The organism is Streptomyces sp. AM8-1-1 (assembly GCF_032229325.1).
GTDB lineage: Bacteria > Actinomycetota > Actinomycetes > Streptomycetales > Streptomycetaceae > Streptomyces > Streptomyces achmelvichensis.
The window spans coordinates 294,814-320,699 of record NZ_CP135086.1 but is presented as its reverse complement, the minus strand read 5'-3'; the positions used below and the strand labels follow the sequence as shown (position 1 = coordinate 320,699).

At 69.1% G+C, this 25,886-nt stretch carries 24 protein-coding genes; 11 read left to right on the top strand and 13 right to left on the bottom strand.

The window, feature by feature from the left end; all coding sequences use genetic code 11:
• Positions 1 to 85 precede the first annotated feature (85 nt).
• The 3 genes from RPQ07_RS01475 (at position 86) to ddaH (ending at position 3,621) form a co-directional block, all read left to right on the top strand.
• A complete protein-coding gene (locus RPQ07_RS01475; protein ID WP_313942126.1) occupies positions 86 to 1,444 on the top strand; it encodes a lysine 2,3-aminomutase in 1,359 nt (452 codons plus the stop codon).
• Positions 1,371 to 2,621, top strand: coding sequence for an MFS transporter (locus RPQ07_RS01470; protein WP_313942125.1), 1,251 nt, complete (start codon positions 1,371 to 1,373; stop codon positions 2,619 to 2,621). The genes RPQ07_RS01475 and RPQ07_RS01470 overlap by 74 nt, the downstream gene beginning before the upstream one ends.
• Positions 2,622 to 2,769: 148 nt before the next feature.
• Entirely contained in the window at positions 2,770 to 3,621 is an 852-nt protein-coding gene (gene ddaH / locus RPQ07_RS01465) for a dimethylargininase (RefSeq protein WP_313942123.1), read from the top strand.
• Between the two features lie 75 nt (positions 3,622 to 3,696).
• On the opposite strand, the gene RPQ07_RS01460 is transcribed toward ddaH, so the two are convergent.
• The 3 genes from RPQ07_RS01460 to RPQ07_RS01450 all read right to left on the bottom strand — a co-directional run bounded on the left by RPQ07_RS01460 (position 3,697) and on the right by RPQ07_RS01450 (position 9,626).
• Positions 3,697 to 6,519, bottom strand: a complete 2,823-nt coding sequence (locus tag RPQ07_RS01460; protein ID WP_313942122.1) for a helix-turn-helix transcriptional regulator — start codon at positions 6,517 to 6,519, stop codon at positions 3,697 to 3,699.
• 106 nt (positions 6,520 to 6,625) lie between these two features.
• Complete coding sequence (locus RPQ07_RS01455; RefSeq protein WP_313942121.1) at positions 6,626 to 9,292, bottom strand: helix-turn-helix transcriptional regulator; 2,667 nt, start codon at positions 9,290 to 9,292, stop codon at positions 6,626 to 6,628.
• Positions 9,293 to 9,503: 211 nt separating this feature from the next.
• Entirely contained in the window at positions 9,504 to 9,626 is a 123-nt protein-coding gene (locus RPQ07_RS01450; RefSeq protein WP_313942120.1) for a hypothetical protein, read from the bottom strand.
• Between the two features lie 432 nt (positions 9,627 to 10,058).
• Here RPQ07_RS01450 and RPQ07_RS01445 point away from each other — a divergent pair, with 432 nt between their 5' ends.
• Entirely contained in the window at positions 10,059 to 10,760 is a 702-nt protein-coding gene (locus RPQ07_RS01445) for a FadR/GntR family transcriptional regulator (protein ID WP_313942119.1), read from the top strand.
• A gap of 188 nt (positions 10,761 to 10,948) precedes the next feature.
• Here the strand turns inward: RPQ07_RS01445 and RPQ07_RS01440 are convergent, their stop codons facing one another.
• The 4 genes from RPQ07_RS01440 to RPQ07_RS01425 are packed head-to-tail and all read right to left on the bottom strand — an operon-like array spanning position 10,949 to position 15,344.
• The gene (locus RPQ07_RS01440) at positions 10,949 to 11,785 is read right to left on the bottom strand and encodes a carbohydrate ABC transporter permease (protein ID WP_313942118.1); all 837 of its coding nucleotides are present in this window, start codon (positions 11,783 to 11,785) and stop codon (positions 10,949 to 10,951) included.
• Entirely contained in the window at positions 11,782 to 12,774 is a 993-nt protein-coding gene (locus tag RPQ07_RS01435; protein ID WP_313942117.1) for a sugar ABC transporter permease, read from the bottom strand. Before RPQ07_RS01435 ends, RPQ07_RS01440 begins: the two co-directional genes overlap by 4 nt.
• Positions 12,759 to 14,057, bottom strand: coding sequence for a sugar ABC transporter substrate-binding protein (locus tag RPQ07_RS01430; protein WP_313942116.1), 1,299 nt, complete (start codon positions 14,055 to 14,057; stop codon positions 12,759 to 12,761). Before RPQ07_RS01430 ends, RPQ07_RS01435 begins: the two co-directional genes overlap by 16 nt.
• A gap of 45 nt (positions 14,058 to 14,102) precedes the next feature.
• On the bottom strand, positions 14,103 to 15,344 hold the full coding sequence (locus tag RPQ07_RS01425) for an aminotransferase class V-fold PLP-dependent enzyme (protein WP_313942114.1): 1,242 nt from the start codon (positions 15,342 to 15,344) through the stop codon (positions 14,103 to 14,105).
• A 226-nt stretch (positions 15,345 to 15,570) separates the two neighbouring features.
• Here RPQ07_RS01425 and RPQ07_RS01420 point away from each other — a divergent pair, with 226 nt between their 5' ends.
• Positions 15,571 to 16,272 (top strand): FadR/GntR family transcriptional regulator, encoded by a 702-nt coding sequence (locus RPQ07_RS01420; RefSeq protein ID WP_313942113.1) that lies wholly within the window; start codon positions 15,571 to 15,573, stop codon positions 16,270 to 16,272.
• Between the two features lie 225 nt (positions 16,273 to 16,497).
• The gene (locus RPQ07_RS01415) at positions 16,498 to 17,052 is read left to right on the top strand and encodes an SUKH-4 family immunity protein (protein WP_313942112.1); all 555 of its coding nucleotides are present in this window, start codon (positions 16,498 to 16,500) and stop codon (positions 17,050 to 17,052) included.
• 62 nt (positions 17,053 to 17,114) lie between these two features.
• Here RPQ07_RS01415 and RPQ07_RS01410 read toward each other — a convergent pair whose 3' ends face one another.
• On the bottom strand, positions 17,115 to 17,282 hold the full coding sequence (locus tag RPQ07_RS01410) for a hypothetical protein (protein ID WP_313942111.1): 168 nt from the start codon (positions 17,280 to 17,282) through the stop codon (positions 17,115 to 17,117).
• A 153-nt stretch (positions 17,283 to 17,435) separates the two neighbouring features.
• Between RPQ07_RS01410 and RPQ07_RS01405 the strand changes: the two genes are divergently transcribed.
• Positions 17,436 to 17,789, top strand: coding sequence for a hypothetical protein (locus tag RPQ07_RS01405; protein ID WP_313942110.1), 354 nt, complete (start codon positions 17,436 to 17,438; stop codon positions 17,787 to 17,789).
• Positions 17,790 to 17,841: 52 nt separating this feature from the next.
• Here RPQ07_RS01405 and RPQ07_RS01400 read toward each other — a convergent pair whose 3' ends face one another.
• Complete coding sequence (locus RPQ07_RS01400) at positions 17,842 to 19,194, bottom strand: ice-binding family protein (protein WP_413777688.1); 1,353 nt, start codon at positions 19,192 to 19,194, stop codon at positions 17,842 to 17,844.
• Between the two features lie 777 nt (positions 19,195 to 19,971).
• Here RPQ07_RS01400 and RPQ07_RS01395 point away from each other — a divergent pair.
• A complete protein-coding gene (locus RPQ07_RS01395) occupies positions 19,972 to 20,589 on the top strand; it encodes a hypothetical protein (protein ID WP_313942108.1) in 618 nt (205 codons plus the stop codon).
• A 463-nt stretch (positions 20,590 to 21,052) separates the two neighbouring features.
• On the opposite strand, the gene RPQ07_RS01390 is transcribed toward RPQ07_RS01395, so the two are convergent.
• Positions 21,053 to 21,529, bottom strand: coding sequence for a DUF5994 family protein (locus tag RPQ07_RS01390; RefSeq protein ID WP_313942107.1), 477 nt, complete (start codon positions 21,527 to 21,529; stop codon positions 21,053 to 21,055).
• A gap of 291 nt (positions 21,530 to 21,820) precedes the next feature.
• Here RPQ07_RS01390 and RPQ07_RS01385 point away from each other — a divergent pair, with 291 nt between their 5' ends.
• The 3 genes from RPQ07_RS01385 to RPQ07_RS01375 all read left to right on the top strand — a co-directional run bounded on the left by RPQ07_RS01385 (position 21,821) and on the right by RPQ07_RS01375 (position 22,999).
• Positions 21,821 to 22,396, top strand: a complete 576-nt coding sequence (locus RPQ07_RS01385; RefSeq protein WP_313942106.1) for a DUF5994 family protein — start codon at positions 21,821 to 21,823, stop codon at positions 22,394 to 22,396.
• A gap of 5 nt (positions 22,397 to 22,401) precedes the next feature.
• Positions 22,402 to 22,590: a hypothetical protein gene (locus RPQ07_RS01380; protein WP_313942105.1), complete on the top strand. Its 189-nt coding sequence runs from the start codon at positions 22,402 to 22,404 to the stop codon at positions 22,588 to 22,590.
• Positions 22,591 to 22,681: 91 nt separating this feature from the next.
• Complete coding sequence (locus RPQ07_RS01375) at positions 22,682 to 22,999, top strand: hypothetical protein (RefSeq protein ID WP_313942104.1); 318 nt, start codon at positions 22,682 to 22,684, stop codon at positions 22,997 to 22,999.
• Between the two features lie 139 nt (positions 23,000 to 23,138).
• Here the strand turns inward: RPQ07_RS01375 and RPQ07_RS01370 are convergent, their stop codons facing one another.
• From RPQ07_RS01370 to RPQ07_RS01360, 3 genes are read right to left on the bottom strand one after another with little or no spacing between them, the layout of a single operon-like run.
• Complete coding sequence (locus RPQ07_RS01370) at positions 23,139 to 24,170, bottom strand: NAD(P)/FAD-dependent oxidoreductase (RefSeq protein WP_313942103.1); 1,032 nt, start codon at positions 24,168 to 24,170, stop codon at positions 23,139 to 23,141.
• Complete coding sequence (locus RPQ07_RS01365) at positions 24,167 to 24,682, bottom strand: isoprenylcysteine carboxyl methyltransferase family protein (protein ID WP_313942102.1); 516 nt, start codon at positions 24,680 to 24,682, stop codon at positions 24,167 to 24,169. Before RPQ07_RS01365 ends, RPQ07_RS01370 begins: the two co-directional genes overlap by 4 nt.
• An 8-nt stretch (positions 24,683 to 24,690) precedes the next feature.
• Positions 24,691 to 25,845, bottom strand: a complete 1,155-nt coding sequence (locus RPQ07_RS01360; RefSeq protein WP_313942101.1) for a type III polyketide synthase — start codon at positions 25,843 to 25,845, stop codon at positions 24,691 to 24,693.
• Positions 25,846 to 25,886: the final 41 nt, after the last annotated feature.

The following is a 25,886-nucleotide window of genomic DNA, read 5'->3' as shown; positions in this document are numbered from 1 at the left end:
GAGAAGAACAGCACACAGAGTGAGGCAGCGGGTAATGAGGGTCTTTTCCCATGGGCGTCTGGAGCGACTCGCCCGCGATCGAGGCATGCCCGAGGAGTACCTGCACGATCTGCGGGTGGTCTCGTCGGTGCTGCCGTTCAAGGTCAACGAGTACGTCGTGGACGAACTCATCGACTGGTCCGCCGCTCCGGACGACCCGATCTTCCGGCTCACCTTCCCGCACCGGGACATGCTGCCGCCGGACATCTTCGACAGCATGTCGGCGCTGCACCTGGCCGCCGCCTCTCCCGACGTGATCCGCAAGGCAGCCCGGGAGGTCCATGGCCGGCTCAACCCCAACCCGGGCGCCCAACTGGACACGAACGTACCGACACACGGCGGCGAGCCACTCGGGGGCGTCCAGCACAAGTACGCGGAGACGGTCCTGGTCTTCCCCTCACAGGGGCAGACCTGCCACTCCTACTGCGGCTACTGCTTCCGCTGGCCCCAGTTCGTGGGCAACGCCGACATCCGGCAGGCCGCATCGGACATCGACCGGGTCGTGTCGTACCTGGCCGCCACCCCGTCGGTCACCGACGTCCTCTTCACCGGCGGTGACCCCATGATCATGAGTTCCACGGTGCTGGAACGGTGGATCGAACCGCTGCTCGCCCCGGCCCTGGAGCGGATTCGTACGATCCGCTTCGGTACCAAGGCCCTCTCCTACTGGCCGGCCCGCTTCACCACGGACCGTGACGCCGACGATGTGCTGCGGCTGTTCGACCGTGCGGTGGCCCGCGGCCGGCACGTGGCCGTGATGGCCCACTTCTCGCACCCGCGCGAGCTGGAGAGCCCTGTGGTGCGGGAAGCGATCCGCCGCATACGCGCCACCGGTGCCGTGATCCGGGCCCAGGCACCGCTCATCGCCCACGTCAACGACCGGCCCGAGGACTGGGCCACGCTCTGGCAGAAGCTGGTCGAACTCGGGGTGGTGCCCTACTACATGTTCGTCGAACGCGACACGGGCGCCCGCAGCTACTTCGGTCTGCCCCTGACCCGGGCGGTGCAGATCTACACGGACGCCATCCGGAGCGTGTCCGGTCTGGCCCGTACCGCCCGGGGACCCGTGATGTCCGCCGCCCCCGGCAAGGTACTCATCGACGGCGTCGCCGACATCGGCGGTACCGAGGTGTTCAGCCTGCGGATGCTGCAGGCCCGCGATGCCCGCCTGGTGGGCCGGCAGTTCCTGGCCCACCACGACCCGGCCGCCGAATGGCTCGACGACCTGCGGCCCGCGCTCGGCTCGTGGTGGCCGCATGAGGCGCGCCGCCGTCCCTTCCCGGTGGCGCCGGACCCGGCCGGAGCTCCAACCCCCGCACGACCTGGAGGACATGATGGCGCCGACCGGCACCAACGCCGCCCGCACGGAGAGCGGGAGACCACCGAGCCTGTGGCGCAACCGTGAGTTCAATCTGCTCTGGGCCGGCCAGTGCCTCTCCGACCTGGGCAGCGCCATGGCCAATCTGGCCCTGCCGCTGCTCGTACTCCACTTGACCGGATCCCCGGCACAAGCCGGTCTCGTCGGCACCACCGGCCTGCTGGTCACCCTGGTCTGCCGCCTCCCCGCCGGGGTCCTCGCCGACCGCCTCGACCGGCGCCGGCTGATGATCGTCTGCGATGTGCTGCGCATCGCCGCGTACACGGTGCTCGGATGCGCGGTCGTGGCAGGGGCGGCGAGTCTCGTGATGGTGCTGGTCGTCGTGATCGCCGGAGCGGCGGCCAACGCCCTGTTCAGCACCGCCGAGCATGCCGCGATACGCAACCTGGTCCACTCGGACCAGCTCTCCACCGCGGTCGCCCGCAACGAGGCGCGGTCTTACGGCACTTCGCTGGCCGGACCGCCGATCGGGGGACTGCTGTTCGGACTGGGCAGGTCGTTGCCGTTCCTCGGCAACGCCCTCAGCCATCTCCTGTCGCTGGTGGCCGTCCTGCTCATCCGCCGGCCACTGCAGCAACCCCGGCAGGAGCCGACCACGTCGGGCGGCGCGGCGGGGCTCGAGGGCCTGCGGTTCGTGCTGGGCAACCCGTTCCTGCGCGCCCTGCTGATGATCGCGGCCCCGCTCAACATGGCCTTCACCGGCATGATCTTCGCGATCGTCGTCTCCTTGCAGCGTTCCGGTACCTCCTCGTTCCTGGTGGGTCTGGCGAGCATGATCTTCGGCCTGGGAGGGTTCCTCGGCGCCTTCGCCGCCCCGGTCATCCAGAAGTGGCTGCGTCTGCCGCGCCTCATCCTGGTGCTGGCGTGGGCCACCGCCGCACTGATAGCGGTCAGCGCCCTGTTCTCCACCAGCGTGCTTGCGGCGGTGCCGCTGGCCGCGGCGGTCTTCCTCGGACCCACCTGCAACGCCGCCCTCTTCGGATACCAGGCGGCCGTCACCCCGGACCACCTCCAGGGCCGAGTGGTCAGCGTGATCTTCCTGGCCGCCACCTCGGCGGCAGCCCTCGCACCCGGGCTGGCGGGCCTGCTCCTTGCGCACGTCTCCAGCGGGGCGTCGATGCTCGTCTTCTCCCTGCTCGTGGCCGTCGCCGCGGTCACTGCCACCTTCAGCAGCGGGATCAGGTCGATGTCCACCACACCGTGACCCGCGGTCCCGCAGCACCACCCGGTCTTCGCCGAATCCCGGCGCCCCTCCTGCGTACTGCGGAGGCCCGCCGTACGAAACGACCCTGCACCGCTCCTGGCCGCCGCGCCCACGGCGGTCCGACCTCCTGCATTCCGAATGGAGCCCCATGAACGCCGTCCCGCCCGACCGCGCCGCCGAAGGCGGTACCACCGGCCGGACCGCGACACCGCGCCACTACCTGATGTGCGCTCCGACCCACTTCACCGTCAGCTATGCGATCAACCCCTGGATGGACCCCTCGAAGCCGGTCGACACCGCGCTCGCGCTCGTCCAGTGGGAACGGCTGCGCGCTCTCTACGAGAGCCTGGGCCACCGCGTGGACCTCGTCGAACCCGTTGCCGGCCTGCCCGACATGGTCTACGCGGCCAACGGCGCCACCGTCATCGACGGCAAGGTACTCGGCGCGCGGTTCCGGAACGCCGAGCGAGCGGCGGAAGGTTCGGCGTACCTGGACTGGTTCCGGGCCGCCGGTTACACCGCGGTGCACGACCCCGAGCAGGTGAACGAGGGGGAGGGCGACTTCCTCCTCACCGACAGCTTCATCCTCGCCGGACAGGGCTTCCGTACCAGCCCCGAGGCCCATACGGAGGCCCAGAGGTTCTTCGGCAGACCGGTCATCGGCCTCGAACTCGTCGACCCCGCCTACTACCACCTGGACACTGCTCTGTCCGTGCTCGACGGCGACGAGATCATGTACTACCCGGAGGCGTTCTCGGCGGACAGCAGGGCCGAGCTGAAGCGCCTCTTCCCCGACGCGATCCTGGCCACGGCCGAGGACGCCTCGGTCCTGGGCCTCAACGCGGTCAGTGACGGACGGCATGTGGTCCTGCCGCAGGCCGCGACCCACCTGGCCGAGCGGCTGTCGGCCCGCGGCTTCGAGCCCCTGGGAGTGGATCTGTCCGAACTGCTCAAGGGCGGCGGAAGCGTCAAGTGCTGCACCCTGACGCTGCGGGGCTGACCCGGGGAGACGGTGGCGTGCGGCCCGGGCTCCGCGGCGGCCCCCCGCCGCGGTCCCGGGCCGGGTACGTCCTCGTCATTCGCAGGAGCGGTGAGGGGAATCCATGGACGACCCGGAGCCACCGGGAGAGACATCGACCTCGGCGAGGGCTGCCAGCGCGACGCGCAGTTGGGTACGCGAATCGATCCCGAGCTTCGTGTACGCGTGCAGCAGATGGTTGTCGACCGTCCGGATCGAGACCATCAGCCGGCTCGCGATCTCCTGACTGGCGAGGCCCTCCGCCGCCAGCGCGGCGATCTCGGACTCCCGGCGCGTCAGCGGGCGGACCACGCCGACGCCGAGCGCCGGGGTCCGTGCACCGCCGCACCGAGCGAGCGACTGCCCGGCCAGGATCGCCGCCGCCGCGGCCGAGCGGGTGTCTCCCTCCCGTTCAGCGGCTCGCGACGCCTCGCGCGCGGTCTCGGCGGCCAGCAGGTCCGCGCCGGCCGACCGGCAGAGCTCCGCCGCGTCGCGCAACGACTGCGCCGAACCCACCACATGGGCCGCGGCGGCGGCCGCCCGCGCTCGCGCCAGGGCGCTGTCGCTGATCCGGCCCAGTTCGCTCAGGCGCTCGTGGACCCCGGCCGCTCCCCCCAGCCGGGCGACATCGCTGAGCAGCCAGCCTTCGTAGGCGTACATGCCCACTTCACCGGCCTGCCTCGCCGCGTCCGTCAGCAGCCTCCTGGCGCGTGCGAGGTCCCCGGCCGCCGCCGCGCCCCAGGCAGCGGCCAGCTCTATGGAGAATTGCGCCGACTGCTGCTGGTCCGCCGGTGCCCGGCCGATGGTGTCGAACATCGCCCGCGCGTCCGCGGCCGACCCCGACTGCGCGTGCACCACGGCCATTCCGGCACAACTGATCACCAGCGGTCGGGGGTAGTTGTTCGCCCTGGCGAGCGAAATGGCCTCGCCGTACCAGTCGCGAGCCCGCTCCAGCCGCCCGGCCATCAGCTCGCACCGCCCCAGGTGGGCAGCGATCCAGGCCTGGAGATACACCGCCTGGGCTCCCACCGCGCCGGTGTAGGCCTCTTCGCCCACAGCCCGTGCCTCGTCCGGGCGGCCCGCCTCGGTGAGCGCGACCACGCGGTAGATGGCGGGGCCGCTGCAGTGCGCGGACGGGTCGGACCGTCCGCCCTCACCCGCGGCGTCCGTCATCTCCTCGTGGACCCGCCTGCTCAGCTCCACTGCTTCGCGGGTCCGCCCCAGATACGCGAGGGCGAGGGACTTCTGCAACTGGCCCCACATCCGCAGCCGTGGGACCTGTATTTGTTCGGCGTCATCGAGCAGCGGCAGTACTCGGCGTATGTCGCCGCAGTACATGAGATAGCCGGCCTCGTTGATCCGCAGCACCCGGCGAGCGCCCGGGCCGAGTCCGGCACCGGCGGACGTGTTCACCTCGAGGGTGCGCCGTGCGTCGCCGAAGCCCCAGAAGAGGTTCTGGGTGCGTTCCATGACCGCGGTCAGCAACTCCGTGTCCCCGACCGCCTTTTCCTGCGCCCTGGCCAGACAGTGCTCGGCCCGCTCCCAGTCACCGGTGTGGTGGTAGGCCTCCCCTCGCATGAGCCATACGCTGAACGGAGCCGACGCGCCGTCGGACTCCGCGACCTGGGACGGGCCCGAGAGAAGCTCGAGCACGGTGGGGAAGTCGCGTACGTGGCGAGCCATGGCAGCGGCGGACATCAGCAACTCGGGGTCGACCGGGAGCCCCGCGGCCAACTGCCAGGACGCCAGCCTCAACGCGTCCTCGCGGCGGCGTACTCCGTGGGATCGCAGGGTCTCCACCTGCGCGGTGTAGATGGCCCGGCGCCGCCCCGGTGGGATGCGCCGGCGCAGCACATCGCCGTACAACGGGTGGACCAGCGTGCAGTACGTCCGTCTGCCTGTCGCATGGATCTGGATCAGCCCATGCCTCTCCAGCCATTCGACGTCCCCGGGATCGGTGCCCACCGAGCGCAGTGAGGCCAGGGGGACCGGCTCGCAGAGCGCCACCAGCTCCATGATGTCCTCGCGAGGACCGGACAGTCCTTCCAGGCGCCGACGGATGATCGACGACAGGCGCTTCGTCCCGCCGGGCCGGCCGGTGAGATGCCACAGGCCGTCGCCGAGTGCCAGGGTGCCGTCGCCGACAGCTCCGCTGACCAGCTCGTAGAGAAAGAGTGCGTTCCCCCGGGACGAGCTCACCAGGGTCTCGAGAGCGGCGTGCTCGATCGGGTGCCTGAGGCAGCGGCGCAGGAGGTTCCGGACCTGTACGCGGGTGAAGGGGTGCACGGCGATACGGCGGGTGGAGTCGCTGCGGTCGATCGATTCGACCGCGTCGGACGGCGGTGCGCCGTCACGGACCGTGGCGATCAGGAAGACTGCCCGGGCCCACAGCAGATGGCCGAGCAGGACGGCCGATGCGCTGTCGAGCAGATGCAGGTCGTCGACAAGGAGCACGGCCCGCCGGGCGGCTCTCTGCGAGCCGTCGTTGCGCCCCGGGTGCAGTCCGAAGGTCCTTGCCGCGGCGTGGAACGCGGTGACGGCGTCGTCCGAGACGGCGTCGGAAGGCAGCAGGTGTGCCAGCGCCCCGAGCGGCAAGGTGGCCGCCGAGGCGGTGGCGACGGCCCGCTCGACCCGGTGGCCGTTTTGCGCGGCCAGAGTCAGACACTCCTCGGCGATGCGGCTCTTTCCCACTCCTGCCTCGCCGTGAATGAGCACAGCGGTGGTGGCAGGACTCTCCAGACAGGCGGCGAAGGCGTCGAGTTCGGCCTGCCGGGCGGTGAAGGGCCACCGCCGGCGCACGGGCGATGCCGGTTCCGAGGAGGGGCCGGACGGGAAATCCGGCCGCCCGAGGGGAAGGGCAGAGAACCGGTTGGACTTCACGCACTACTCCCTATCGTCCGGACACACGGTCCGGAGTAGCTGACGATGCGGCCGGGAGACCACTGCCAGCATGGACGTCTGATCGCCCATCGCGCATGAGTCGTGCCTACTCATACCCTCGTCCGGTGGGCGGCCGACGCCGTTCGACAGGCTGCCTCCTCCGGTCCCGCGGACCGTCCATGCGCTTCTCGTGGGGCACGGGTTCGGGGCACAGTGCCTGACCGAGCACCCGGCGATCGCGAACGCCGACCTTCGCGTAGACACGGTGCAGGTGATTTCCCACCGTGCGCACCGACAGGGCGAGTTGGTCCGCGATCTGGGCGTTGCCCAGGCCCCCCGCCGCCAGCAGCGCGATCTCCATCTCCCGGTCGGTCAGATTGTCCCGGACACCCTGCGGTGCCAGCCCAGGTGTACGGGCCCCGCACAGGGGTGCGAGCCGCTCCGCCCGTGCTCGGCAGGACGCCGCCGTTCGCTGTGATCCGTTGCGGCTGTGGGCCCCGGCTGCTGCCGTCCATGTCTCGGCCGCCATCAGCCGCGCGCCCATGACGTCCGCCTCTTCGGCACACCGCTCCAGCTCGGCGCCGGCGTGCGCGGCCAGCGCCCCGGCCGTACGGGCCCGGAGGGCGATCAGGGGGTTCGGGCAGCGGATCGCGAGTTCGGTCAGCTGCGGGTGGACGCCGTGGGCGTCACCCAAGCGGGCGACGTCGTAGAGGAGATGGGACGCGAGGGCCACCAGCCCGGTCCGAAGTGCTGTCCGCGCACCGTCGCTCAGCAGGGCGCGCGCATCGCCGTAGCGTCCCAGGGCAGCGGCCCGCCAGCCTTCGACGAGCCGGCATTCGGGACGTCGGTCGTGGTCGGGGAGCATCCGGTCGGCCTCGGCCCAGGCGTCGTCCGAAGACGCCCGGTCACCGGTCACAGCGCAGACGAGAGCCCGCCCTGCCTGCCCCCACCAGAGACCGGACAGGAAGCCCTGGTCCCGTGAGGTGGAGACGACCGAGGCGAACCAGTACCGGGCCCGCGCCATGTCGCCCTGGAGGTAGGCGATCCAGGCGAGGTCCGTGGCGGCACGGATCTGGGCGGTCCCCGCCCGCGTGTCCACCGCATGGTCGTATGCACGGTGGGCCAGGTCCTCCGCCTCGCCGAGCCGCCCGGCCTCCGCGAGCGTCCGGGCCCGCGCGCTGCGCAGCATGGCGGGGTGTGCCACGCTGGCCGCGCGGGCGCACTCGGGTCGTTCGGCGTGCTGATCCGCGGCGGCCAGGGCGTCGTCCGGGTGCCCGGACTCGGACAGGCAGTAGACGCTGGGAACGGCGGCCATCAGCGCGGTCCGCCGACTCCCGTCCGCCGCCGCCTCCTTCAACAGAGCGCGGGCCTTGCCGATGTCTCCGACAAGGGTCCACAGGGCTGCTTCGTTGGCCTTGAGCACGGCGGCGCTGTCGCCGTGGGGCGTACCACCGAGTTCCAGCTGGTTGATGGCGAACGCCTCGCCGATCCGCAGGAGGCCCTGGGCCAGATTCTGGGTGCGCAGCACCACGCCGAGCAGTCGTTCGTCGGGTGTGGTGGCCAGCTCCAGCGCGCGCCCCAACGCGTCCTCCGCCTGCTCGGGGCAGCCGCATGCGTGCTGGAACTCCCCGAGCAGCAGGTACGACTGGGCGTCGGGACGGACGTCGACCAGGGCAGTGGCGAGGCGCAGCGCGGCACGGAAGTCGTGTGCGTCGCGGGCGAGTTCGACTGCTTGCAGGAGGTCTTCCGGGGGGACCTCGACCGCGGCGTCGAGTCGCCAGAGCGTCGACCGCAGCAGCTCCGCTCCGGTCGGACCGTTGCCGCTGGGGACAGCGGCCAGCTCGGCTCGCGCCAGCAGCATCCTGCGCTTCCGGTGCAACGTGGCGGTGGTTCGCAGCACTTCGCCGTGGAGCGGATCGGTCAATTCGGCGAGCGCCTGCGGACCTTCCCCCTGAATGCGCAGCAGTCCGGCTTCTCGTAGCGTTTCGAGCACGTCCGGCGGGAAGAGCGCCGGCCGATCCGGTCCGCACAGGGAGAGATGCTCCAGCACGGCGTGGCTCGGTGGTGAGAGTGTCGCCAGGCGGAACCGAACGAGTTCCACGAGGCGCGGCGGCGGAGCGAGCGGGGTGGTGATCCGCCACAGCCCGGTCTCGCGTACCAACTGCCCCCCGTTCAGGGCTCCGCTGACAAGTTCCCTGAGGTAGAGGGGCCTTCCTCCGCTGACGCGATGGAGCTGTCGTGCGGTGCGCCGCTCCACCGGACCGTCGAGGACGCGTTCGATCAGGGTCTGCACGTCGGTCCAGGAGAGCGGTTCGAGAGGTACGAGGTTCAGGTCCCCGGCGAGGCGGGCGCTCGCGGACTCCTGGCGGCACTCCGGTGCGGCCGTGGCGATGAGCAGGAACTCGCCTGCTGCAAGGAGCGGTTGGAGAAGTCCGGCCGACTCGTCGTCCAGCAGGTGAATGTCGTCCAGGAGGAGCACCGGCGGGCGCCGCCCACGGCCTTCGGCCGTCCGGGGCCGGTCGGTGCGGAGTGTGAGGCGGCCGTGCGGGCCCGGAGAGAGCAACGGAGCCAGCGCACCGAGCGCCACGGAACGTGAGGCGTGGGTCGCTGCGGCCCGGATGACCGGGTGTCCGAGTCGGGTGGCCCCGGCGCCGGCCGGGCCGCGGATGATGACGCCGCGACTGCCTGGAGCGGTCAGGAGGTCTGTGGCGCCTGCCAGTTCGACCGTCCTGCCGATGAGCGGCCACGGCGGTGCGAGGGGGGTTGTGGTCATGTGCTTCTCCAGGGAGCGGCATGGGTGCGCGACGGGTGAGGTGCGTGTCGCGTGCCGTCCGGCGTGCGTGAGGGGTGGCGAGCGGTTGTGCACAGAGCGGCGCTGGGTACGGAGAACCAGGATTCTCAGCGTTCGACCCGGGCGTGTGGCGCGGAGACCGCTGCGGCGGTCGGTGGCGGGAAGGGGCCGGGTCTGGAAGCCGGGTAAGGGGCTAGATCCAGCCGATCGCGTAGCGGAAGGCGATCGACTTGAGAGCGGGCGCACGCCAGGGCCGGGTCGCCGCGAGGTGTCCCCGTGTGTCCGCTGCCAGGTGGAGGCTCGAGCACAAGGACATGATCAGCTCCTCTGCACCATGGTGGCTCAGTGGTCCAGCCACTGGATGGTCGATTCCAGTCATTCACACATGTGCGTGAACCGTCAAGATTGCGGACGCGAGGACGCGGTGCCGCAGAGTTTGTTGATCGTTTGAGCATCAGGTGCGATCTCTGCTCAACCGGCGTCTCCCGCAGGCGAGTTGGATGACCAGGGTGCGGAACCCTCCCTGAGCGTCACGAAGGCGAAGGTGTTTGCGGTGGACGAGCCGGACGAAGTGCCTCTCGATCGCAAGCAACCGGTACCCCTGTCTCGGTAGGGCCGGGACCCATGGCGCTGGACGTCTCCACAGGTCGTGCTGAGAAGATCAGTGGCGTACCGTCCGAGCCACCGGGGAATCGTGGCCGACCGGTGGGACGAAGGAATCCGGTGGGACGAAGGAATGAGGACAGAGGTGTCAGTGGAACCGATCTCCCGGGAATCCGCGGTCGACCAGCTCGAGCGACGTCTGCAGGAGGACATACTCGGAGGCCGGTACGCCGTGGGCACCCTCCTTCCTCCGGAACGCGAACTGGCCGCCCGGTACGGCGTGAACCGGAACACGCTCAAGCATGCGTTCGTACGACTCGTCCAGGTCGGTCTCGTGGAGACCCGCCACGGTGTGGGCACGCGTGTCCGGGACTTTCACCGGCTGGGAAGTGCGGATCTGCTTCCGGCCCTCGTCGTCGCGTATCCGGCATGGCTGGCCGAGGTCTTCGAGGTCCGGCAGAGCGTGGGTGCGCTGATCGCGGTCCGGGCGGCGGCGGAGTCCTCCCCGGAGGATCACGCGGATCTGCGCCGGCAGGTGAAGGCGGTCGGTGAGGCGCAGTCCGTGGACGACGCGCAGCTCGCCGACGCCGAGTTCCATCGCCTGCTGGCGGTGGCTTCCCGCAACCGGGTCTACACCCTGCTGACCAACACGCTGCTCAACGCGTACCTGCCGTTGCGAGCTGCTCTCTCGGAGCCCTTCCGGGACGCGAAGGTGGCTGCGGCACGGCTGGAGCCTCTCGCGGAGGCCGTGTGTGCGCGCGACACCCAGGCCGCCCGCGAAGCGTCCGAGGCCTATATGGCGGAGACCGAACGCCTGATGACTGCCGGCCTGACATCGCGGTCATGAACGTGTCCGCCGCCGCCGGCGGTCCCCGCCCGAACCGTCGACGCCGGCGGCGAGCCCGGGCGGTCGGAGCTTGTGCTGCGCACCGGCTCCGACCACCCGGCGCCGAGGGCGGGACCTGAGCACGGCCCGGCGCCGCCGGCGCACAACAGACCGGTCTCCGCGACGAGTTCAGCGATCACATGCTCCGGTCATCCCTTGACGGCGCCGGAAGTGAGCCCCTGGACGATGTGGCGGCTGGCGAAGGCGAAAAGGACCATCGTGGGCAGGATGGTGAGCACGGCCGCCGCCGACATCGACCCCCAGTCGATGTTGAAGCTGGAGATGAATCCGTTCAGCGCGGTCGGGACGGTCTTGTTGGCATCGCTGTTCATGAGAGTCACCGACAGGAACAACTCGTTCCAGCAGTTGACGAAGTTGAAGATGAACGCGGCCACGATTCCCGGACGCATCACCGGCAGCAGTACCCGGAACAGCGCCCCGAACCGAGACAGGCCATCGATCATGGCGGCTTCCTCGAGCGCGTCCGGGATGTTCTCGAAGAACCCCCGGAGCATCACCGTGCAGAACGGGATGCACACGGCGATGTACACGAGGGCGAGCCCGAGCCGGTTGTCCACCAGCCTGAGGTCCGTCATGAGCAGGTACAGCGGCCCGAGTGCGATGAAGGAGGGGATCATCTGGGTGACGAGCGCGGCCATCAGCAGGGCGGTCTTCGTGCGGAACTCGAAGCGCGCCAGCACGTACGCGGACAGCATCGAGATCACAGTGGCCACCACGCCGGCGACGGTGGCGACCACGAGGCTGTTGGTGAGGTACGTGCCGAAGTCGGCCGTGCCAAACAGCTCGCTGTAGTTCTGCAGCGAGAAGTGCTCGGGCCAGTAGGCGATCGGAAACGCGAAGATGTCGCCCGGTGCCTTGAGCGAGGTGACCGTGATCCAGTACAGAGGGAACACGGTGAACAGCAGCCACACTCCCAGGAAGGCGACCTTGACGGCCCGGCCGGCCGGTGTCTCCTTGCCGATCATGACTTCACCTCGCGCTTCTCACGTGTGGCCAGCAGGTAGAACGTCGCGAACAGCAGCAGCCCGGCCACCACGATCAGTCCCAGCGCGGAGGCTTTGCCGTAGTCGCCCTGCTGCGTGATCTTGATCATCCAGGTGGTCACGATGTGCGTCTCGTCGTTGGGGCCGCCGCCTGTCATACCGAAGATCAGGTCCGGGAAGTTGAAGATCCAGATGATCCGCAGCAGGACGGTGAGCGCCAGCGTGGTCCTGATGTAGGGAATCGTGATCTGGAACAGGGTGCGCGCCTTGCCGGCGCCGTCCAGGGCCGCCGCTTCGTAGAGCTCGTCGGGGATCGACTGCAACGCGGCCAGAATCATGATCGCGAAGAAGGTGACGCCGTACCAGACATTGGCGATCAGCACGGCGGTCATCGCCGTGTCGGGATCGGACAGCCATGCGATCGGTTCGTCGATCAGTCCTGCCTTCTGGAGCAGGTCGTTGACGACACCGAACTCGCTGTTGAACATCCAGCGGAAGAGGATGCCGATGAGGAACCCGGAGATCGCCCAGGGAAAGAAGATCAGTGCCTGGTAGAGACCGCGGAACCGGAAGTGACGGCGCAGCCACAGGGCGAGCGCGAAGCCGATCACCAGCTGGGGCACGATCGAACCGCCCACCCACAGGGCTGTGTTGCCGAGCACGGTGCCCCAGGCGGGGTCGGCGAAGACATCCCGCAGGTTCTTCAGGCCAACCCAGGAGGTGTCGGTGAGGTCCGTCAGCTTCCAGTTGCGGAAGGCCATCTGGCCGCCCGCGAGCACCGGGTAGTAGGTGAAGACGGCGACGAAGACGGCGGCCGGGGCCATGAACGCGGCGATGAGCAGTCCGCGGCGGGTGGTGAACTCCGTTCTGCGGCCCCGGCGGGGCGCCGCGGGGGGTGCGGCGCCGCCTTTGCGGGAGGTGCGCCCCGGCTTTGTCTTCGTCGTGGAGGCGGTGGTCACTGCTGCTTCCACTTCTCGGTCCAGTAGGTGTCCCAGCCGGCCAGGAGCTTCTGGGGTGTCAGCTTGCCGAGGACCATCTTCTGGATGTCGGTGTCGGCCCTCTGCTGCCACTCGGTCCACCAGGCGACGCCGCGCGGCTGAGTGACCACCAGGTACTTGCCCGGGTTCTCCGTCATGGTGACGTAGCTGGCCCAGGGGCCGGTCTTGTAGAAGGGGTCCTCGGTCGCCGACTTCAGGATCGGCACCAGGCTGTTCGCCTTGGTGAACTTCGCCGACGCCTCGCTCTGGGACAGGAATTCGACCAGCTTGACGGCCTCGGCCTTGTGCTTGCTGCCCTTGGCGACACCCCATCCGGCGGTGGCCAGCGGCTGGACGGTCTTGCCGCTCGGACCGGCCACCAGGGGCGCGGTGCTCCACTGGTCGGCCGAGATGGATTTGGACTCCGAGACGGTGGCGATCACTTCGGGATCCTGGAGCAGGAAAGCCGTGGAGCCGTTCGAGAAGCCCTGGACCATCTCGGGGTAGCCCCACGAGACGGACGACTTCGGCGACGCGCTCCGGAAGAGCTCGAGGTAGGTCTCCATGGCGTCGAGCGCGCCGGGTGCGGAGAAGATCGTGCCGCCGTTCTTCAACCGGTAGCCGTTCGCGGGGTCGACGTCGTCGGCGACGTACGCCTCGATGATCGCGGAGGCGTTTCCGTTGGCGTTCGCGCCGCCCCGGAAGGCGTAGCCGTACCGGCGCTCGGACGGGTCGTGGAGGGCGGAGGCCTGCTTCAGCAGGTCATCCCAGGTGGCGGGCGGCTTGTCGAAGCCGGCCTTCTTGACCAGGTCGGTGCGGTAGAAGAGGCTCAGGCCGTAGAAGCCGTAGGGGACGAAGTAGGTCCGGCCCTTGGCGTCCTTGGAGGCCTTGACGGTGTTCTCCGTCATGGCCTGCCAGCCTTTCCAGCCGTCCAGGTCCTTCTTCATGTCGTACAGCCAGCCATTGTTCGACCAGGGGCCGACGGTGATGTCTCGCACCTCGAGGGTGTCCACCCCGCTGCCGGACTGGAGCATCTGCTGGATCTTCTGGTCGGCCTGCTCGGTGGGTGGCGAGACCAGGTTGACCTTGATCTTGGGGTTCTTCTGCTCGAAGTCGGCTATGAGGTCCTTGAGCAGGTCGGTGCGGGCGGGGTTGGTCAGGCTCTCGACCATGTTGAGGGTGACGGTCCCGCCTGCTGTGGGACTCATCGTGGAACAGCCCGTCAGGATCATCGCGGCGGCGGTGCCGATGGCGAGGACTGTCGTCGTCTTTCTCATGGTGCGACCTCGTTCGGGGAGGGGAGAAGGGGCGTGCGGGCGCCGCTACGGCGCGACGTGTGATGCGCGGGCCGTCCTGGCCCACTCGCCGAGAATGGGCACACAGGCCTCGGCGAAGTACTCGTAATCGGCAGCGGTGTTGTAGACGTGGGCGGACAGGCGCAGGTATCCGACGCCGTCGAAGCTGGTGAAGGCCGCCTCCACGCCCAGTTCTTCGGCGACCCGGTCGCGCAGCGCGTCGGCCTCGACGCGGCTCGCGCCCAGTGCGGCGGGCAGCCGCACCAGCCGCATGCCCGGCACGGGCATACCGACGTCCACGGGTTCGTCCGAACCGGTCACCTCGGCGAACGCGGCAGCGATGATCTGCTCGGCGTAGGACGCCAGATCGTCCATGTAGCGGCGTGCTGTGTCCCAGCCCCAGGTCTGCTCGATGAAGTTGAGGGCCGTGTGTGCCGCGAGATAGGCGGTGGCGTCCACCGTGCCCTGCTGGTCGAAGCGGTCGGGATAGGGATCGGCCGCCCCCCAGGAGTCGATCAGCGGGAAGAGCTGCTCACTCAACGGGCCCTGGGCGACCAGCGCCGCTGTGCCGCGCGGGGCGCAGCCCCACTTGTGAAGGTTGCCGACCCAGAAGTCGGCCTGGACGCCGGTGAGTGGGGCGGCGATCAGACCGGGTGCGTGCGCGGCGTCGACGAGGAACGGGATGCCGCGCCGGTGTGCCTCCGCGCCGATCAGGTCCACCGGCATTCTGCGCGCCGTCGGTGAGGTGATCTGGTCCACCACGACCAGGGCGGTGTCCTCGCTCAGCTCCGCCGCAACCGCCTCGTAGGCCTGCTGCTCGCCGGCGTTCAGCGGCACTCGGGCGGTGCGGACCCGGCCGCCCCAACGCCGCGCGAGCCGTTCCGCGCCCATGGTGACGGCTCCGTACCCGTGATCGGTGACGACGATCTCCCCGTGGTGGCGGTGCGTCAGGGAGGCGTAGACGACGCTCACTCCGGCGCTCGCGTTCGGCACCAGAGCGAGGCGGTCGGGGGCGGTGCCGAGGAAGGCCGCGAGGTCGACGCGGGTGGTGGCGATCCGCTGGGGGAGCGCCGGGAACCACACCACGGGTGAGCGTTCCATCTCCGCACGCAGCCGGTGCTGCCGCTCCTGCGCCACCAGCGGGACCGCTCCGAACGAACCGTGGTTCAGATGCCGCAGTTCGGGGTCCAGCGACCACGCCAGGGCGGCGGGTCGGCCGTCGGCCAGCATGAGAGGGCTGGGCGCGGTGGTGACCTCGGTCTCGCTCACTTGACCCCACTTCTGCCGGGTGTGGACGCGTCTGGGACATCAGACGCCGTCCGAGAGACGTATGATGACTCGGCATCCTGGCATGGCGGAATCGGGCCTTCAAGGGTTGGTGCACGACAAGTCATCTGATGAATCTGTCGGATGTGTAGAAGTCATTTGATGTCTCGCCTCGGTACAGTGCAGCGGGGACACGGCCATGGAGCCGGCCCGTCAGGGGAGGAGACCGATGTCCGCAGTAGACAGGGCCTTTCACGGCCTACGGCACATGATCGGCACCGGGCGCCTCGGCGCGGGTGAGCGCCTTCCGCCCGAGGGCGATCTCTGCGAGGAACTGGGCGTTTCGCGCGGGTCGTTGCGTGAGGCCGTGCGGATGCTTGCCGCCCTTGGCGTCATCGAAGCCCGGCACGGGTCCGGCACCTACGTCTCCCAGCTCAGGCCTGAGGACGTCATCGGCAGTCTCTCCCTGACCCTCGAACTGCTACCGCTGACCGGGCTCTTGGAGGTCTACGAGATCCGGCGGGTTCTGGAGGCACATGTCGCCGCCCAGGCCGCCGCACGGTCCACACCGGAGACGGTGGCTGCCCTCTTCGCGCTCATCGAGACGATGGAGGCCACCGACGACCCCACCGAGGCATCGGAGCTCGACCACCGTTTCCACGCGGAGATCGCCCGGATCGGAGGCAACCCGACGCTCGCGTCCCTGCTGTCGGTCTTCCGCGCCCGCTCGCGCAAGTACCAGGTCTTCACCCTTCCCGAGGGGCCGGAACTGCGCCGCAAGAGCGACGAGGACCACCGGATCCTCGCAACGGCCATCGCCGACCACGACCCGGTCGCAGCCGCGGGCGCGGCTCAGGCTCACGTTGCCCAGACGGAACGGTGGCTACGGGCGTTCATGCCCCCGGTGGAGGAGGACGTGGACGCGGATTGAGGGCGCGCCGCGCCCGGGCCTATCCGAAGAACCCCGTAGAGATGAACGCCGGCAGTTACGCCCAACACCAACCCGCTCACCAGATCGGCCCCGAACGGCCGCCCGGCCCGACGGACCTATCTGCGGAGCGAGCCACAACCACGACCGCGGGCCGACGAACGCGGCTCGACCGCCGACGACGCCCTCAAGAACGGCACGGGGCCCAGCACGCAAAGGTTTCTCAGTATGAATTTCGCCGTGTCCCCGGACGAAGTGCGCTCCGCGTTCGGGCTGACGGGTGTCGTCTACTTCCCCCGCTGCAGTGGCCCGCACAACCAGCTCAACGACCGCGCGGCGCGCTTGCTGAGCAGCATCGGCCTACCGGACACCGAATGGTTCATGTCCAAAGCCGGCCTCCGCGCCGAGGACTCCATCAAACTCACCGCGTGGTACGGCGACAGGGGGACGGTGCCCAAGGAGTGCCACGACTGGCTGGTGCTGGGCATGTTCGCCGACACCGTGCTCGCGCTCGCGCCGGACACGGGCACGGTTTACGCCCTCGGCGACGGTGAGACGCAGCTCGTCCACACGGCGCTCCACCGTGACGTCGAATCGCTCGTCCACTCTCTGACCAAGTTCCGGATTCTCCAGCAGGAACTGGAAGCCAGTGACGGCGAAGACGTGGAGCAACGCGTGGACGCACTCCGTGCCGAGATCACTGAGTTCGATCCTCTGCCTTTCCAGGACGAGGGCTCGCAGTGGCACCTGACCTTCGAGGAAGTCATCGACGGCATCTGGTAGCGAGAAGACTGTCTGCGTGCGGCACGCGTTGCGTGACCTGCCGCCAGGCAGATGGAGCGGTCCTACCAGCCCATGTCCCGGGCCACCTCGGCCTGCGCGGCGGCGACTTCCTCGCTCGTCGAACCGGCGATGTCGGCATCGACGTCGAACTCCAGCCGGGGCAGCAGGTCCGTCAGGGCCTGCTTCTGCGCGGGGTGGGTGATGGGGACCGCGTCGAGATCGGTACTCAACTCACCAACCAGTCGAACAGGACGACGGCGTCGGCATGCCACAGCAGGACGTTCACCGTCGGCAGGTCGGGTTCCACTAGTTCATCCTGCATGGTCAGGCACTGGACGCTCTGCGTCTTGCGCAAGAGGCCGTCAGCAACCGACGATTCGAACGTGAGACCTTCAGTCCAAGCTTTTGTCGCCGACGGCCCGCTCCCCGATGGGGACGCGAGTGAAGAAGAGATCGACCGGCGCGGCCAGCAGCTCAGCGCGATCCTGAAGCCGGTCACCGGAGACGAAGCGCGGGCGCTGCTCGCCTGCTTCGGCCCGGACGACTGTTACGGCGTCGCCTGGACGCTCCTGCACCTCATCGAGACCGGCCCGAACCCCGTTTTGACCACCGCTCCCGAGCCTGGCGGGAACGAGTGGCGCCAGCGGCTCTATGACCGCGCCGAATTTCTGCTCACGCCTGGCTGCACAGCCTGCGTTTCTGCGGATGTCACGGACGGCGCACGGCGGATTCGCTGAGGATTCCGCCGTGCGCCGTCATCCCTTGTGAGGGTTCACTGCAGTGTTCCGACTAGCCCTCGTGTCCCTTGGGACCGTCGTGGCCGTTCGGCTTGTCGCCGTAGCCGTAGTGCTCGCCGGGCTTGCCGTCGTGACCGGGCTTGTCGCCGTGGTCACCGTGACCGGGCTTGTCGCCGTGGTGCTGCCCGTGGCCGGGCTTGTTGTCGTGACCCGGCTTGCCGCCGTGGTCCTGGCCGTGGCCGGGCTTGTTGTCGTGGCCCGGCTTGTTGTTGCCGTCGTGGCCGCCCACGGGGCCGCCGTTGCCGCCCGCGGTGTTGCCGGAGGTGTTGCCCTGCGTGTTTCCGGAGGTGGTGTTGCCCGCGGTGTTCCCGGAGGTGTTCCCGGACGAGTTGCCCGCGGTGTTCCCGGAGGTGTTGCCCGCGATGTTGCCCGAGGTGCCGCCGCTGACGACGCCGACGACGGGTCCGCCCAGCAGGCCTCCGCTGACCAGACCACCACTGAGCAGACCGCCACTGGTGGTCGTACCGGTCGTGGTGCCCGTGGTGGTACCCGTCGTCGTGCCTGTGGTGGTCGTACCGGTGGTCGTGCCGGTGGTCGTACCGGTGGTGGTGCCGGTGGTCGTACCGGTGGTGGTGCCGGTGGTGGTGCCGGTGGTGGTGCCGGTCGAGCACCCGCTGAGGAAGATCCTGTTGTTGTTGAGCGTCACCTCGCCGTTACGGGCGAGGGCCCGGCCCTCGATGTTCGCTCCTGCGTTCACGAAGATCGAGGTGAGAGCCATGATCGTGCCGACGAAGGTGGTGGTGGTGCCGATGGTCGCCGAACTGCCGATCTGCCAGTACACGTTGCACGGCGAAGCGCCGTTCGTGAGGAGGATCCGGCTGCTGGTTGCCGTCGTCAGGGCTTCAGGGATCTGGAACACCCAGACCGCATTGGGGTTTCCGCCGGCGTTCAGGACCAGGTCACCGGTGAGTCCGACACCCGAGGTGGCCCGGTGGACACCCGGAAGCAGCTCCTGGCCTCCGCCGATTCCGGCCGGAAGCGCGAAGTCCTGGGCCTGGCCGGCCGCCTGGTTGTACGCCACGACCAGATCGCTCTTGGCCTGTGCGGCCTGAGCGTCCGCCGGATGCACGGCACCGAGCACCAGCCCGGGCGGGAAGCCCGTGATGGCCGGGTTCGGGTGCGTCCCGAGGTCGTTGCTGAGCACTGTGGGGCCGGTGTTGGTGACTCCCTGGCCTGCCAGAACCGAGTAACTCGCGGCAGTGCCCAGAGGTACGGGGATCGCGATGGCCATCGCCTGCGTAGACGTCATGACGACCATCGCTGCGGCAACCGTCGTGGCAAGGGCCGAGGCCAGAATGCCTGACAAAGTACGGCGGTTTGCCGCTTGACGGATCTTCAGCTTCATCTAAGGGCCAATTTCTGTGGGGGGCCGTGGCGCACCGGGCCCTAACCGACAGCCCGGAAGCCTTGCTGATGCCGATGAATATTACGCAGGAGATTCCCCGAGGCAACGATGAAAAATCGAAAATGGGGTAATTGGTAAACGGTCGACGGCGCGATGGGCCATGCATATTCGTGAATGCATATCGGCGATCATCCGACATACCCGCCGAATGCGCGGCTTCCGCAACACGGATGAGGGATATTCACCCGCCTGCCCTCCTGGCCGCACATACAAAATGACGTCCGGCCAGGAGAATTCAGAACTCGCCGCCGGGTGGGCGTGGCGATCAATGCATCGCAGCACTGGCAATGGGTCCTGGGGCAAGATGCGGACCGGCCGGCCGCACACCGCCGGCGGTGCTCTCGAGGCCCCTGCAGGGGGCGGTCTGGGGCGGGCGGATGTGGGCTGTGGTGGGTGAATTGGAGAAACGGGCGGTGCAGGGGCCGTGGAAGGTGCTGGAGCGGTGGTCGGTGTCTGTCGGACGCGGTCCCGCCTCAAGGGCTGTCCAGGGCTGTTGCTGTGGCTGCACCGCCGCGAGGACGGCGTGGCTCCGCGTTGGGCTGACGATCGGTTGTGATGATCAACTGCCGCATAGGGCTGTTAATGAGCACTTTGAGTGATTTGGACGTGATGGGGTATCTCGGGCGATGCGGAAACGTTGGTGCCTGCGTGGAGCCACGTGAACTATGGGAACGCAACACGCTTCTGGCTGAGGCGTTCTGCAGTACGAATGACCGAGTGCGCGAGGCGCAGGCGGTGATGGATGAGGCGCTAGCCAGCCGGACGAGGGCATTGGCCGCGTTTGCCGTGACTGTCGGCAGCGACGGGGCGGTGGCCGACCTGATGGGGCTGAACGAACGCGAGGTACGCATCGCACGTCGCACGGTCGGCAAGGAGGACGCCCGCGCCGTCGCCGACCACTTGCTCAGCCCTCTGACAGAAGCGCCCACCCCGCAGGTGTCACCCGTCCCGGATCCCGTTTGGGAGCCGCATGCCGACACAGTGCCCGCCCATGTGCCCCATCAGCGCCCGGAAGCAGTAACGCCTGCCCATCCGCCCATGGAAAGTGGCGTTGCGGATGCCCCGGTGTCCTGGACGCCTGGGATGGACTCCGTATTGCAGTGGAGTTGCCAATCCGGCCTTGATCTTCAGACCGTGGCGGAAGAACTCGGCCTGAACTCCAAAGACCTGCTTCTGCGAGCGCAGATGCTTGCCGCCGAAGGACGACTGATGCCGAATGTGCCGGCGTACGACGCGAACCGTGCCGGCCGCCACCGCCGGCACGGCTCCATGCAATACAGCTCAGTCCCCGACAGCCCCGAGACCTTGTACAGCTCGCCAGGCCCTTACGGTTGAACTTGGTGAAGACCCCGCGTATTTGGGGTGCCGGCGCGGTGTGCTCGTGTCCGTCGAGCGTGGGGGAGGGAGGCGGCATTCGGTTTCGGCCGCTGGCCAAGAGTGGGGGCCTCAGCGCTCCGCAGCGTAGGCAGCTGATCAGTGGGAGGCCGTCTGTTCGTCTTCCGGCTCCCAGCCCGGCCAGTGCAATTGGCGGTGAGTGAGTTGGTGACCGACGCCTGCAGATAGGTGCCGGGACCGTTCCTGCTGAACCTGGCGATCGGCGGGGGCGTCGGCCAGGTGAGCGTGTGGGCCGACAGCGCCACGCTGCCATCGGTGCTTGCTGACCGGCCCGGACCGGGTCGGTCAGCACGGCCTCGAGATCGTGATGGCGGTGTGCCAGAGCTTCTGCGTTCTCCGGGAACCGATGGGTGTCGGTTACTCCATCCGTTCGTCAGCGGAGTCCCAGGTCAACGACCTGGTTCTACTCGGGGTCGGGTGTGGTGGCGATCAAGATCTGTGCGGCCTCGGTGATGTTGTCTGCGCGGACGGCGCGGGCCATTGCTTCGCGGGCGGCGTCGGCGGTGGTGTCCGGGGGAATCACGAGCAAGGCAAAGTGGTCGTTGTCGCCGCGGGTGATGAGGACGGTGTCGTCGCCGACCGGGTCGGAGTCGAGGTGCACGACTTGGTTGTCGATGACCAGGCGGGTGGGGAGGCCGTTCCAGGCGGATGCGTCCACGCCGACCCGGGTGATGGGCCCGAGATGCTCGGTCACTGTACGGATCAGTGCGGGCAGCTCGGTCTCGATGTCGCGCGTGCGGGGCCACCACGCGCCGTCCAGGAGCCCCTCCCGGGACCGCGTGGTCTCCAGCCGCAGCAGGGCCGTACCCGGGTTGACCGCCTGGTGGATCGCATCCGGCAGGAGCAGTGGGGGCCTGTGGGGAATGTCGGAGTCAGCCATGTGGTCCGCCCGTCTACGGAGTACGGCGTGCTTCGTCGCAGGTCCTTCACCGGTGCCGATCTGCGATGTACGCCGGGCCGCCGTCGTTCCACGGTACTCCTGCAGCCCGCACCGCCGCTCTCGACAGTGCCTGCCCGGAAAGTTCCTGGTCGCACCGGTCATAGTCCATCGAACGGGCGTACAGTGAAAGCACCGGGAGTACTTCGCACACCGGCTTTCACGCGGGTGTCATTTCCGGCGATCGCCTAAAAACCGGGCTGCAGACGGGCAGTCCGGGGGCAGGTCCGCATGATGACCACGACACTCGATCGGACCGCGCCCCGCGATCTCGCCGCGGAGTTCCCGGCACGCTTGTCTCTCACCCCGAAAACCACACTCGCCGGCCAGCTGGACGGGGCCTGGTGGCCCCGCTCCCGCGACCTCGCAGCCGAACTCCCACCACTCGCCGCCGCCCTGGCGGAACCCTGGGGCCGCATCACCCGTGTCACGGTGAGCCCCACCCGCTGGCCGGTTGTCCCGCACACGGTTGCCGTGGACGGGCGCGTGCTGCACGTGGGCTGGTTCACGGAACAGGACCCCGACAAGCTGATTCTGCTCTCCTACTCCGTCGGCCGCTGGGACCTCCTCGTCATCCCGCCCGAGACCGCACCCGCTGCCGCGGCCCGCCTGATGGCCGCCGCAGCGATCCCCGGCAGCGTCCTCACCGCCGGCGTCCTGATGGCCGACGAAGCCGGCATCGTCCGCGGCATCCGGGACGCCGTGCGCCGGGAAGCCACCTGGGAGAGTGAAGGCGGGGCCTGCATGTCCCCGTTCGGGACCCCGATGGGCAGACGCGCCGTCCCGGTGCACGGAAGCACCTGGAGGTGAGCGACATGGGGACCATCGTCTTCATCGGGCTGTTCATCCTCGCGACCGCGGCCGGGATGTGCTGGATCCACCTGCTGAACGCCCAGCACGACGCGCGGATCGCGGCTCACCACTTCAGCGACCCCCTGCCGAGACCTCCCGGTCTGCCGGACGACACCGGTCGTCGCGCCCACCGCACGGATGCCGGCGGGTGAGGCACAGACCTTCCTCCGACCGGGGGCAGCGGGCGGGCGCCGAAGCGCCCACTCGCCGGCCTTTTGCCCACCCTGAAAGGAGCGCGGCCACGTGAGGCACATCGAGACGCGGACACTGCCATCGCCCGGGCACGCCGAGGTACGGATCATCGCGCACACGCCCGAAGCCGCCCGAGCGGTCGCGGAAGCCCTTCGCGGCTTCTTCGCCGGAACGGAACAGCGCAGCTATCCCGGCCTCGACGGCGACACACGCCTCCACCTCACCGTGGACACGGCAACCCCCGCCGGCCCGGAACGCACTTGGCTGGCCGCCGGCCGGAACTCCGTCCGTGTCGCAGCCCACTCCGACGAGACCAACCTGAGCCCCGACGTAACGCGGCAACGATCTGCTCACAGCGCCACTGGCTGACGCTTCCGATCTCCTCGACCTCGGGACATGGCTTTCACCGTCCAAGCGCGGGCCCGAGAACGGCACTTCGAGCCGTAGCGGGCGCTGCGGCCGAGGTCCGGTAGCGACCCGGTCGGGCTGGTCCCTTATGCCAGTGCGTTCATGCCAATGCGTTCACTGCGGCTGCGAAGACTCGTGGCAGGCGTTCGGCCGTGGGCACGATGTGCGGTGCGAGCGCGGGTTGTTGTCGGGCCCGCACCAGGAGTTGGGTCAGCAGGCGGTGGCGGCGGGTCGCGGTCTTCCAGTCGGTCTCGTAGCGCCACGGTGTGCCTCGGCGCACGTTGTGGACCAGGGCCTCGGCGCCGGCGAAGGCGAGGGAAATGCCTTCGCCCGTGAGCGCGTCGATGTATCCGGCGGCGTCGCCCACGAGCAGTACCCGGCCCCGAAATCTGGCGCGGGCGGTTTGGCGCAGCGGCCCCGCGCCTCTCACCACGGTCGCGGCCGCTTCAGCAGGGAGGCGGGCGGCGAGCTCGGGGAAGTGCGCCAGCTGGGTGTCGAAGGGGGCCCGATGGGCGGTGAGCAGGGCGACACCCACGAGTTCGGGGCCGAGCGGGGTGACATACGCCTCCGCATGCGGTCCCCAGTGCACCTCGACATGCGCAGACCAGGGGGGCACAGCGTAGTGACGGCGCAGCCCGTACCGGGGTGTCCCGGAGGGCTGCGCTGCCAGGCCGACGGAGCGGCGCACCGGTGAGTGCAGTCCGTCGGCGCCCACCAGCCACTTGGCGCGAAGACCTGTGCCGGGGACGGAAACACCTGTGGTGTCTTGCTGTACGTCCTCCACTCGCACGGGCAGTACAGGCACACCCTCCTTGAGAACGGCCTGGTGCAATGCGCTGTGCAGACTGGTGCGGCGCACACCGAGGCCGGGGCCTTGGCGGAACGATGCCTGAACCCGGCGTGTGCCCTGGACGTAGCGGATGCCGGTGATGGGGTGTCCGGCGACGTGCAGACCGAGGGTGGTGAGGGCGTGGACGGCGCCGGGCATGAGCCCCTCGCCGCACGCTTTGTCGACCGGCGCCTGACGTGGCTCTGCGATCACGGTGTCGAGACCGGCGCGCGCGGCGTACAGGGCGGTCGCCAGTCCTGCCGGTCCGCCTCCCGCGATCAGCAGGTCGTGGCCGCCGTTCACGCGGGCAACGCCTGTGCGAGGGCTGTGTTCTCGCAGCGGAGACGGACCGTGAGCAGCATGGCGTTGGCCAAAGTGAACGCTGTCGCGGTCAGCCACGCGGAGTGAACCAGGGGTAGGGCGGCGATCTCCACCACGACGGCGACGTAGTTGGGGTGACGTAGGAAGCGGTAGGGGCCGGCGCTGATCAGACGCGCTCCGGGAACGACGATGACGCGTGTGTTCCAGTACGGCCCGAGTGTGGTGATGCACCACCAGCGCAATGCCTGGGCCAGCAGGGCCAGCGCCAGCATGGACCATCCCAGGGCGGGGAGGAATGGGCGGTGGGCGAGGATGGGTTCGAGGAGACAGCACACGAGCAGGCCCGTGTGCAGGGCGACCATGACCGGGTAGTGGCCGCGGCCGTACTCCACACCGGCGCGAGCCAGGGTCCATTCCCCGTTGCGCCGGGCGACGACGAGTTCGGCGACACGTTCGACGGCGACGGCCAGGACAAGAAGCGTGTACCAGTTCATAGGGCCGCTCACCAGCGCAGCAGGACGAGTTCGGAGCAGAACCCGGGGCCCATCGCCATCAGCAGGCCCCATGCACCGGGCTCCGGCCGACGGAACTGCCAGGTGTTCTGCAGGATGTGCAGCACGGAGACGGACGACATGTTCCCTACCGTCGCGAGTGAGTGCCACGCGCTGTCCAGGGCGTCGTCGGGCAGGCCGAGGGTGTCGGTCACCGCGGAGAGCACCTTGGGGCCTCCGGGATGGCACAGCCAGGTCTCGATGTCGTCGACGGTGAGGCCGTGTTCACCCAGGAACGCGCGCAGGTGCAGGCCGAAGTGGTCCCGCACGATGCCAGGGACACCGGCGTCGATCACGACGCGAAACCCGCTGGCGCCGATGTCCCATCCCAGGAGCTGCTCCGTGTCCGGATACAGCCGACTGCACGTCGCGACCACTGAGGGCCCGGCGTTGCCCGGCTCGATGGCGGCACCGTCGGCGCAGTTGCTTCCGCGTGCGACGAGCGCTGCCGCGCCGTCGCCGAACAAGGCGCCGGCAATGAGGTTGGCGGGGGAGTGGTCACGCTGTTGGAGCGTCAGCGAACACAGCTCGACGGTGAGGAGTACGGCGGTGTCGTCGGGATGGCCTCGCAGATAGTCGTGAACCCGGGACAGCCCGGCTGCCCCAGCAACGCACCCCAGCCCGAACACCGGCAGCCTCTTGATGTCGGGCCGCAGCCCCACGCGTCCGGCGAGACGGGCATCGAGTGACGGGGCGCCGATGCCGGTGATGGAGGCGCACACCAGCAGGTCGACGTCGGCCGGCTCGAGTCCTGCATCCTGCAGCGCGCCGGTGAGGGCTTCCTCCCCCAGTTCGAGGCCCGCAGCCATCCAGGCGTCGTTGCACTGACCGAAATCGCGGAGGTCGGAGTATCGCTCGATCGGCAGGGTGAGGTGGCGCGTGCGTACGCCGGCGGACGCGTGAAGGCGACGCAGCACAGCGCGGTCGGCCCCCGGGGGCAGGCACAGATCACCGATCGGTTCCGTGAGGTCGTCCTGCGCGTAACGGTGCGGCGGCAGTGCGGTGCGGACGGCCGCGATCTTGGTGGCCTTGGCGGGCGTGGTCGGCCGGGGCGGCGCGGTACGGACGGAGAAGGCATCAGCACCGGTGATGACGGGGACACGCATGTCGGTAATGCCTTCCTCGGGGCACATGACTTATACCTGCA